The 11,183-nt window shown below is 34.2% G+C and carries 11 protein-coding genes; all 11 read left to right on the top strand.

Annotated elements, in window-relative coordinates:
- Window positions 1-213 (top strand): type II toxin-antitoxin system PemK/MazF family toxin (locus tag PN471_RS07590; RefSeq protein ID WP_271776324.1); only part of this gene is annotated, 213 nt, incomplete at its 5' end.
- Window positions 214-681: 468 nt separating this feature from the next.
- The gene (locus tag PN471_RS07595; protein WP_271776325.1) at window positions 682-2,175 is read left to right on the top strand and encodes a capsular polysaccharide export protein, LipB/KpsS family; all 1,494 of its coding nucleotides are present in this window, start codon (window positions 682-684) and stop codon (window positions 2,173-2,175) included.
- Between the two features lie 320 nt (window positions 2,176-2,495).
- Entirely contained in the window at window positions 2,496-2,726 is a 231-nt protein-coding gene (locus PN471_RS07600) for a hypothetical protein (protein ID WP_271776326.1), read from the top strand.
- A gap of 19 nt (window positions 2,727-2,745) precedes the next feature.
- Window positions 2,746-3,468 carry an FkbM family methyltransferase gene (locus PN471_RS07605; RefSeq protein WP_271776327.1) on the top strand — a complete coding sequence of 241 codons (723 nt, stop codon included), beginning with the start codon at window positions 2,746-2,748 and terminating at the stop codon, window positions 3,466-3,468.
- 9 nt (window positions 3,469-3,477) lie between these two features.
- Window positions 3,478-4,707: a CgeB family protein gene (locus PN471_RS07610; RefSeq protein WP_271776328.1), complete on the top strand. Its 1,230-nt coding sequence runs from the start codon at window positions 3,478-3,480 to the stop codon at window positions 4,705-4,707.
- Between the two features lie 66 nt (window positions 4,708-4,773).
- The gene (locus PN471_RS07615; RefSeq protein ID WP_271776329.1) at window positions 4,774-5,742 is read left to right on the top strand and encodes a hypothetical protein; all 969 of its coding nucleotides are present in this window, start codon (window positions 4,774-4,776) and stop codon (window positions 5,740-5,742) included.
- A complete protein-coding gene (locus tag PN471_RS07620) occupies window positions 5,735-6,727 on the top strand; it encodes an NAD-dependent epimerase/dehydratase family protein (protein WP_271776330.1) in 993 nt (330 codons plus the stop codon). The genes PN471_RS07615 and PN471_RS07620 overlap by 8 nt, the downstream gene beginning before the upstream one ends.
- A 9-nt stretch (window positions 6,728-6,736) precedes the next feature.
- Window positions 6,737-7,909, top strand: coding sequence for a DegT/DnrJ/EryC1/StrS family aminotransferase (locus PN471_RS07625; RefSeq protein WP_271776331.1), 1,173 nt, complete (start codon window positions 6,737-6,739; stop codon window positions 7,907-7,909).
- Window positions 7,830-8,708: a hypothetical protein gene (locus PN471_RS07630; protein WP_271776332.1), complete on the top strand. Its 879-nt coding sequence runs from the start codon at window positions 7,830-7,832 to the stop codon at window positions 8,706-8,708. Before PN471_RS07625 ends, PN471_RS07630 begins: the two co-directional genes overlap by 80 nt.
- Window positions 8,705-9,532 carry a class I SAM-dependent methyltransferase gene (locus tag PN471_RS07635; RefSeq protein ID WP_271776333.1) on the top strand — a complete coding sequence of 276 codons (828 nt, stop codon included), beginning with the start codon at window positions 8,705-8,707 and terminating at the stop codon, window positions 9,530-9,532. Before PN471_RS07630 ends, PN471_RS07635 begins: the two co-directional genes overlap by 4 nt.
- Before the next feature lie 237 nt (window positions 9,533-9,769).
- A complete protein-coding gene (locus PN471_RS07640; RefSeq protein ID WP_271776334.1) occupies window positions 9,770-10,972 on the top strand; it encodes a DUF2887 domain-containing protein in 1,203 nt (400 codons plus the stop codon).
- The last annotated feature ends 211 nt before the right edge of the window (window positions 10,973-11,183 follow it).

An 11,183-nucleotide genomic window follows, 5' to 3' on the forward strand; every position in this document is an offset into this window, starting at 1 on the left:
CGAGGTTTTATTTTTGTTTGTCCTATCAGTAATACTAAGCGTAAAAATCCTTTCTACGTTGAGATTCCAGATGATCAACCTATTAAAGGCGTAGTGATGTGCGATCAGCTGCGTTCATTGGATTATCGCTCAAGAAAGGCAGAACTGATCTGTATTTGCCCTGAGTGGTTATTAGCAGAAGTGCTTGGTCGCATTCATCCTATTCTTTTTTAGTATCTAAATAAGATCCCCGACTTCTTAGAGAAGTCCGGGATCTGAAACTGTTGATCTTGAAAGCGATCGCTAATTTATGAAATCTCAAATTGGTCGTTGTTTATGATAAAATAAATAACTCAGGGTAAAAAATGAGTGAAAATTGTCGAGCGAACTGCTTGCAGCAGCGTTTCGCTATCGCTCTTGAAGAATATACTTTAGAAATGCCAGCAAAAACGTACATCGAAACCTTATGATTTTAAAGATGATGTTAAAACTACTTGTAATCGGCTTATCAGGGTTAATTAGCTGATTCTTGCGGATTACATAAGCGATCGCCCATATACTAATTAGTATTGACCATATATACTCAAGACGGTTGGGGCATGGGCTTTTATAAAATCACGCAATTACATAAAACCAGTTACCTAATTGGTGCTCATAAAAAATACTATCATTTCAACCGGGTTAATTACACATTTACATCTTATGAACATCTTAATTTACTCACATATAGCATTGTGGACTATTCACCACGCCGAAACCGTAGAGATAGCACTAAAACACTTAGCCGAGGGTGATGATGTTTATATTCTTTCCTGCGATGGGGATTTAGTCTCTTGTCCAGCTAATTCTAATCATGATAAATCTCTTTGCTTATCATGTAAGCATCAAACTGACTATACTCTTAAGGAAATACTTAAAAATAAGGTTCATGACTTGAGAGTATCGCTCTATCACGATAAATTAACATTTCCAGAATTTTCCAGTTTAAATGAACTAGTTGAATTTAAATTTAATGATATTCCATTTGGTGAACTTGTTGCATCACAACTTGTTGATGATGAAAGAGACTGTTTTTTTTCCTTAGATAAAAAACAATTAAAGGTGTGTGAGATGCTTAGTAATTCTATATCTTTATACAAACATACTCGTCAGATCATCAAGGATAAAAAGATTGATAAAACCTATGTTTGGAATGGTAGACGTTCTGCGGATGGTCCAGTATGTTATGCTGCAAGAGACCAGGGCGTATCTTGTGAAGTTTACATTTCAGGAGGCAAGAGAAGTACGTATATCACCCTTGCAGCATTGAAGGTCCATGATCTGACTGCTAATAAAGTACTTATGGATAAATTATATGAACAAGCTATTGAAAATAATGGTATGGAATTAGTAAATCAAGAAGCATTATCTTTTTTTAAGACTCAAAGATATGGCGGTGCTAACTATCCGGGATATATCCATTTTGCACAAGAATTTAAAGATGTTCCCGATGTTATAAATAATGAGAGAAAAAAGATTGTTATATTTACTAGTAGTTATTGGGAAAACTTTGGTATGTCAGATTATCGAGGTGTTTGTTATGTAGATCATTATGATGGTATCAAAAAAATACTGAGAGAAGAGAGTATTTTTACTCAAAATGATTTAATTGTAAGGTGGCATCCTAATCTAAAAACCTGCGGTGATAGTGAACGAAAAGTTATAGATAAAGTTATCAGAGAATCAAGTGAAAATGCTATTCACTATCCTCCTGAATCAAATGTAGACAGTTACAAGTTGATTGACATTGCTGATGTTGTAATAACTTTTGGTTCAACTATGGGAATAGAGGCAAATTTTTATGGTAAGCCTTCTATTTTACTGGGACGTTCCCTTTATGAAGATTTGGGGGCCTGTTATCAGCCTGAATCTCATTCAGAATTAGTAAACTTATTATCTGGTAAACTTCCACCACTACCAAAAACTGGTAGCATCAAGTATGGTTTTTATATTGTCAATTGCGGACAAAATTATTTTAAGTATTTAAAACAAGTAGATTCATGGAATTTTACCTACAAAAATAAATCTCTTCAAAAAATTAATCCAAAAACTTGGAGGCAAATGATAAAAATCCAAATTATAAAGTCGTTAAAGTTGCTTAAGCTTTATGATATTGTCAGATATACAGCTATATCTATAAGAGGATTCAAAAATTAAAAATGAGTTTTTTAAAAAGAATAAAGAATAGATGATTTATGGCATTTAGCTAAATTTACTAGGGGGGTAAAAAATCACAATATCTTCTTTGAAAATCCTGCTCAAGTTCAGTTATATACTAATGTAATTAATCCGATAAATTCTGCGATTAATTATCCTTTATACTTTAATTATGCAGTCAAAGTTCAAACTGGAAAAGCTTTGTATCAAAAGTTAGATAGGATTCAGGAAAATTTTAAGCTATTATTGAACTCTCCCCAAATTTTTTGGCATAAATTCAAAACAAAATTAGGTTTTATAAACATTAAGAGGTAAAGACAATGAAAAACAGAATCAAAACTTTTATTCAAAATAAATTACACTTAAATATTGAGTTCCTTAAAAAAGGACGTGGTATGGAACAAGAAAGGTTTTCGTATCAAAAACAATACATAAACTTTGATATCAAAGAAGGAGAAAAAGTGTTAGATATTGGTAGTGGAGGATATCCATTTCCTCTAGCTACTCATTTAGCATTTATGAGATTGTCAGATATACAGCCATATCTCTAAGAGGATTCAAAAATTAAAAATGAGTTTTTTAAAAATAATAAAGAAAGGTATAAAGATTCTGACATCTCTTCAGAATTTTTATTTTTATCCTAAAGATTTATACTCACATCATCGTCTTTCTTTCTCACAAGATGGAGAAGACATAGTTATAGCGGAGTTATTTAACGATAAATCAGGAGGTTTTTATGTTGATGTAGGAGCGCACCATCCTCAAAGATTTTCTAATACATATTATTTCTACTTAAAAGGATGGAGCGGGATTAACATTGATGCAATGCCTGGTAGCATGAAGATTTTTGATGATTTGCGTTCCCGTGATATTAATTTGGAAATTCCTATCTCTGATAAATCGGAAATTTTAACTTATTATGAATTTGACGAACCAGCACTAAATAGTTTCTCTTTACCTTTATCCCAGGAACGTATTACGACAAGCAACTACAAAATAGTTGCTGAAACTCAACTGAAAACTCACACATTAGCTGAAGTTTTAGATAAACACCTACCTCCTAAACAAACAATTGATTTTTTGAGTATTGACGTTGAAGGTTTAGATTATCAAGTTGTGAGTTCCAATAACTGGGATAAATATAAACCTAAAGTAATTTTAGTAGAAGATTTGGAATTGAGTTCTTTAAAAAATATCAATACTTCCAAAGTATGTTTATTTCTAGAACAAAGAGGTTATGTATTACTTGCTAAAACAATGAGAACGTTAATTTTTAAGTTAGAAATTGATTAGAAAAAATTTATGCGCCTAATCCGAATCTCAACCAACTATTCCAGCTACTTAACCCAATTCTACACCAAACACCCTGAATTAGTAACTCAACCCTACCAAATCCAGCATCAAAAAATGGTGTTGGACTGTTTTGGCTGGGCAGATTTTTGGACAAACTCCCTCAGTAAAATTGGCTATGAAGTATGGGAACAGATTGCTAATGCTGAACCTATGCAAAAAATGTGGGCAAAAGAGCATGATGTTTCATATAATGATCAGAATTGGCTCACGGATATTACCAAAGCACAAGTTAAGTTCTATAAACCGGATGTACTTTTTGTTGATGACTATAGTAGCTTTACACAAGAGTTTATTCTCCAACTACGGGCAGAATGCCCAACAATTAAATTAGTGTTAGGCTGGTGTGGCGCACCTTATAGTGATGCTTCAGTCTTTTCTGCTTATGACATTGTTTTGTCAAATATTCCTGAATTAATTACAACGTTTCAAGCATTAGGTCATCAAGCACAATATTTTAGACACGCTTTTGAACCCCGAATTTTAAATTTAATTAATACTGCTCACAAACCATTTATAGACTGCTCATTTATAGGCTCGATTATGCCTGGAAAACAAGCTCATAATCAACGGGCAATTTTAATTAAAACATTAATTCGAGAAACTAATATAGAAATTTTTTGTGATGTATATCGTCCTACTGCAAAAGGCAAATTATTAAATAATTTAAGGGCATTTGTTTATGATAATGTTCAGTCAATTAGTAAAATTAAACTTGGGAAAAATATTTTGCAGCAAATTCCTAAAATCAAAAATTATATCAACATGAATTATCGTCCTAGTTTACCTAATCAGTTAGACAATATCATTGTCAATAAGGCTAATCCTCCCCTTTTTGGTATAGAAATGTTCCAAGGATTGTACAACTCAAAAATAACTTTTAATAATCACATTGATATTTCCCAAAACTCAGCATCTAATATGCGATTATTTGAAGCAACTGGAGTGGGAACTTGTTTATTAACTGATTGGAAAGATAATTTACCCGAATTATTTGAACCAGGTCGAGAAGTTGTAACTTATAAATCAGTAGAGGAATGTATTGAAAAGGTCAAATGGTTATTAGATCACCCTCAAGAACGGGAAGCGATAGCTAAAGCGGGACAAGCCAGAACTTTAAAAGATCATACCTTTGCTCAACGTGCAATTCAACTGAATGAGATTATCAGAAAAATGATATGAGTTGAAAATGGCAAAACGTATATAAAATATACTAAATTCTATAACAATTACAAAAAGCTATAAACTATGAACTACTACGTTACCTTATTCGATAGTAACTACTTAACTCGTGGTTTGGTGATGTACCGCTCACTACTGAGCCATGCAGGTGAATTTCATCTCTGGATTATTTGTTTTGATGATTTAGCCTATCAACTCTTACAAAAACTAAATCTGGAAAAAGTAACTTTAGTTTCTTTATCAGAATTTGAAGATTCAGAACTACTAAAAATTAAACCACAAAGAACTCAAAGAGAATATTGCTGGACTTGTACACCTTCAACCCTTTTATATGTTCTGAATACAGAACCTCATGTTGACACTGTAACCTACTTAGATGCAGATTTAATGTTCTTTTCATCCCCTGAGCCAATATTTACAGAAGCAAAGAACGCATCAATTTTGCTTACAGAACATCGCTATTTACCTGAATATGATCAGTCAGCAACTAGTGGCATATATAATGTTCAATTTATGATGTTCCGTCGCAACATTGAAGGATTAAACGCTCTCAAGTGGTGGCGCGATCGCTGCATAGAATGGTGCTATGCTCGATGTGAAAATGGTAAATTTGGCGACCAGAAATATCTGGATGACTGGAAAGAACGCTTTCCAGGAGTTCATATAGTTGAACATTTAGGATCTGGACTTGCTCCCTGGAATGCAGCGCAATATAACTTAACCAAGAAAGGAGAAAATATATTTGTTGAGGAATACCCGTTAATTTTTTATCATTTCCATGCTCTGAAAATCCATCCCTTCAAAATTGGCTATTTATCTAATTACCCGCTCAAACCAGAACTTTGTGAATGGGTTTATTATCCTTATTATCAACAGTTAAATCAAAGCTACCAGGAAATTCAAAACCTTACACCCGGATTTAAATTAGGAATTGTTAATTTTCCTAAACCACCGAAAAGACCTGATAATTTATATCGGTTTATTCGCAGTGTCATCAAAGATATAGGACAAGGAAGATACTATTATTATGCGTGAAACTTATCAAGGTAAAAAAGTTCTAATTACTGGTGGTTTAGGCTTCATTGGTAGCACCCTAGCGATTCAATTGGTAGAATGGGGAGCCGATGTTACACTGGTTGATTCCATGATTCCAGAATACGGAGGTAATTTATTTAATATTGAACCCATTAAAAATCAAGTCCGCGTGAATTTTTCCGATGTCCGCGATCCCCACAGTATGGAATATTTAGTTAAGGATCAGGATTATCTCTTTAATTTAGCAGGCCAAGTCAGTCATATTGATAGCATGACCGACCCGTTAACCGATTTAGATATCAACACCAGAGCGCAAGTTGTAATCTTAGAAGCTTGTCGCAAATTTAACCCTAGAATCGTGGTGGTTTTTGCCAGTACCCGACAAATTTATGGTAAGCCTCAATACCTGCCTGTTGATGAAAACCACCGCCTATATCCCACCGATGTCAATGGGATAAATAACATGGCTGGGGAATGGTATCATACATTGTATCATAATGTCTATGACCTGAACACAGTTTCTTTGAGATTAACAAATACTTATGGACCCCGACAATTATTAAAACATAATAGACAGGGGTTTATTGGAGTTTTTGTCCGCCAAATTATCCAAGGAGAAAAAATCAAAATCTTTGGTGACGGGCAACAAATTAGAGATATGAATTATGTTGAAGATGTTGTTGATGCCTTGGTAATGGCTGGGGCCAAACCAGAGTGTTATGGTCAGGTTTATAATCTCGGAGGTAATGAGCCGATTAATTTGCTGAATCTAGTCAAATTATTGATAGAATTAAATGGCAGCGGAGAATTTGAAGTTATTCCTTTTCCACCAGAAAAAAAACTTATTGATATCGGGGATTATTACGGAGATTATCGTAAATTTTCACAAATGACCAATTGGCAACCCCGAACTTCCTTAAAAGCAGGATATACAAAAATGATTAATTATTACAAGGAACATTTAGAAAAATATTTAACAGTTTAATTAAAAATTATGAAAATCCTTTTTGGTGACTTAAAACGTCAATATAATCAACTTCGCCCAGAAATTGATGCAGCGACTCGTGAAGTCTACGAAAGTGGCTGGTTTATTTTAGGAAATCAAGTACAACGTTTTGAGAAAAATTTTGCTGAGTATTGTAATGCTAAGTATGGGGTTGGAGTTGGTTCGGGAACAGAAGCCTTGCATTTAGCTTTGGTTGCTTGTGGTGTAGAATATGGTGATGAAATAATTACCGTTGCTAATACCTGTGTACCAACCCTTTCAGCAATTTCTTTTGCGGGGGCAATTCCCGTATTTGTTGATATTGATGAAACCACCTATACCATTAATCCATCCTTAATTGCAGAGAGGATAACTTCAAAAACCAAGGCCATTGTACCTGTTCACCTCTATGGACAATGCGCTGATATGACTCCTATCATGGAAATTGCCCACCAATATAATCTAGCCGTGATTGAAGATTGCGCCCAGTCTCATGGTTCTTTGTATAAAAATCAAATGGCGGGAACTATGGGTGATGCTGGTTGTTTCAGTTTTTACCCCAGTAAAAATCTAGGGGCTTTTGGTGATGGGGGTTTGGTATTAACTAATAATCAAGAGATTGCCGAAAAAGTTACTAAACTGCGAAACTATGGTCAAGAAAAGCGCTATTATCACAGCATCAAGGGATTTAATAGTCGGCTAGATGAATTGCAAGCGGCTATTTTAAATGCTAAATTACTTTATTTAAATGCTTGGAATCAACGCCGTCGAGAAATTGCCCAACGTTATCATCAAGCTTTTTCAGCAGTTGGGATAATTTGCCCTTTTGAAGACTCAGAACGGTTTCATGTCTATCACTTATATGTGATTAGAGTACCCCAACGCGATCGCTTTCAACAATTGCTTCAAGAACAAGGTATTACCACAATTATCCATTATCCTGTTCCTGTGCATTTACAAGAATCCTACTCTGAATTTCAAGAGCAAAGTAAATTTTTACCTCTAACGGAAAAATTAGCATCTGAAATTGTTAGTTTACCTCTATACCCTGAACTAACAGATGAGGAAATTGATTATATTGTTAAAGGGGTTATTGAGGTTTATGAGCAAATTAAATACAGCGAAAAGTCTTTTCCGAGAAATAGTTCCACCATTACTATGGAAGGGAATAAGACAAATTAGAAATAGCTTAAAATCCAAAACTCCCAACTATATTGAATGGGAATATATCCCTGAAGGATGGCAAAGACAAAATCAAGATTCTAATATTAAAGGATGGAATATTGAATCTGTTTTGGCAGCATATAAAGCCAACTGGCCAACCTTTATTAAAAATTTCGAGACAACTTTACCTTTTGGCATTTCTCCTGAATCCAGTTCAGAAGAACGTACCAATATCATGTTTCATAACATTGTCATCACCTATGGCTATGTTTTGGCTTTAGCTTCACGTCAAAAATCAGAATTATCTTTGTTAGATTGGGGAGGGGGAATTGGTCACTATTATCTAATTAGTCAAAAATTAATTCCCGATTTAATCATAAATTATCATTGCAAGGATGTCCCCATACTGGCAGAATATGGACAAGAATTATTCCCAAAAGCTCATTTTTACAGTGACGAAAGCTGTTTAAGTAGGAAATTTGATCTAGTTTTTGCCAGTACATCATTGCATTATTCACAAAATTGGCAACATACCTTAAAAGGTTTAGCTGAAGCAACCAGTGGTTATTTGTTTATTACTCGTTTACCCATTGTCCATCAAGTTGCATCCTATGTTATGGTTCAACGCCCTTATGAATATGGTTACAATACTGAGTATTTAGGATGGTGTCTGAATAAAGATGAATTTTTAAGTGTAGCAGCCAGTTTAAATCTAGAATTAATACGTGAGTTCATATCACAAGTATCACCTTATGTAAATAATGCACCTGCTCAACCTCAATATTGGGGATTTTTATTTGCACGGATGAAAATATGAAATTACTTAATTTAGGTTGCGGAAATCGCTACCACCCTGAATGGACAAACATTAATTTTACTTCCACTGGTGATGGAGTGATTGCTCATAATCTTACACAAGGAATTCCATTTCCTGATAACTATTTTGATGTTGTTTATCATTCTCATGTATTAGAACATTTTCCTAAAGCACAAGCAGAAGATTTTATCAAAGATTGCTATCGTGTATTACGTCCTCAAGGAATTTTAAGAGTAGTAGTTCCAGACCTAGAGGAAATAGCAAGAACATATCTAGCAGCTTTTGATAAAGTGAATAATGGATTTAGGGAATGGGATGATAATTATCAGTGGATACTTCTAGAAATGTATGACCAAACAGTGAGAAATACATCAGGTGGTGAAATGCTCAAATATTTGAGCCAAAAAGAGATATTTAATCAAGAATTTATTATCAACAGATGTGGAATAGAAGCAAAAAACTTAATACAAATGGGTAAGAATAAATTAGATATAAAAGATCATCAACCAAGTTTAATTAAGAAAATATATAGATTTTTACGTTATGCAAGTTATCGCCGTGAAACGGTGATAAGATTAATATTAGGAGAAGAATATGAAGCATTAAAAATAGGAAGATTTAGATTAAGCGGAGAAGTGCATCAATGGATGTATGATAGTTATTCATTATCTATATTGTTAAAGCAATTTGGCTTTAAAGATATTGTCCAAAGAAGTGCCACAGAAAGTTATGTTAATGCTTGGAATAATTATAATTTAGATACAGAATCCGATGGAACAGTTTATAAATCTGATTCATTGTATATGGAAGGAATTAAATATTAATAATATAGACTTTCAAAATACAGCACTTCCCGATGTTATGAGGTACAAAAACCCCACCCCCAACCCCCTCCAATATCAAAAGTTTATCCTTTTCTTCCCCCCGCAGCGGGGGGATTGAGGGGGGTGCGAGGAGGGGGCTTAAGATGTACCTCATAAGAGCGGAAACCCCTGTATGTAGAATTACGAGCTAATAGATCACAGTATTTTTCTCAATCGTCCTATAATCAAAGAAAATCTATGAAAATAAACAAGCTATTGTACCGAATTTTTATCAACTGCCCCTCATTGATAGCGGAGTTAATACCAAATATTACCTCTAATTGTGAATTTGAATATAGCTCCCCAGTAATCAAAGAAAACGAAATTCGTTTAGGTGGATTATTAACTCCCATTAGTAATAATCATCAGATACCTTTAACTTTTATCGCCGCGCAAATGCAGCGAGATCCCAAATTTTATAGTCCCTATTTTCAGAGTATTTTGGGAGATATTGACCAGGATGAAATTAGCATAAAAATGAAAACCGACAAATTATTTTACCGAATATTTTTAAATCAGCCAGGATTAATAACCGAATTAATACCCGGTATTCCTAAAGACTGTGAATTTGAATATAGCGCCCCCGTCATCAAAGAAAAAGAAGTGCGGTTAGATGGGTTACTCACACCAGTGGATGAAAATCCTGATTTACCCCTAGTATTTCTCGAAGCACAAATGCAAAGAGATACAAAATTTTATAGTCGCTATTTTCGGGGTATTTTTAGCTATCTTGACCAATATGAAATTAGTAGAAATTGGCATGGATTACTAATATTAAGAAATAACCGTCTCGAATTAGGATCAGAAATTCCTTATCAAATTTTACTAAATAATCAAGTAGAAAGACTATATTTAGAAGATTTATTAGATCAAGAAAATTTAAGTCCTAATTTAGCTCTACTAAGATTAATAGTCACACCCAAAGCCAAAGCAGCAGGAGAAGCGAGACAAATTTTAGACAGTGCAACATCGGAAACAGAATTTAGGCTAAAATTAGACTTAGTAGAAGCGATATTGGTGAACAAATTCAGTAAATTAACCATAGAGGAGATTCAAAAAATGCTTAACCTCAAAGAAGCTGATGTGACTCAAACCCGTTTTTATCAAGAAGTATTGCAAATTGGGGAGAAACAAGGTTTGCAACAAGGTTTACAACAAGGTGTCCAACAAGGTTTACAACAAGGTGTCCAGCAAGGTTTACAACAAGGTGTCCAACAAGGAGAAGCAAATCTAACTATTCGTTTGTTAAAACGCCGTTGTGGTAATTTAACTACCATACAAGAGGAAAAAGTGCGATCGCTCACCATTCCTGAATTAGAATCTCTAGGAGAAGCTTTATTAGATTTTCGGGGTATGGATGATTTAGAAAGTTGGTTCACAGATAATTCTCTTGATTTGTAAAAACAATGGCGATCGCTCCTAGAATTTTTCATAAAACACCAGAACGGGTATAGTTGTTCTAACTCTGTATAGCGATCGCTAATTGATGAAATCTCAAATACCCGCATAAAACCAGTGGCAAAAAAAGCAGATATAGGCAGTAAAAGATTAATCAGTCTAGCACCTGATATATGGGTACAATGGATTACCCAACAGTCCCATCTGCAAGTAC

This window comes from Aphanizomenon sp. CS-733/32, assembly GCF_028330045.1.
Classification (GTDB): Bacteria; Cyanobacteriota; Cyanobacteriia; order Cyanobacteriales; family Nostocaceae; genus Dolichospermum; species Dolichospermum gracile.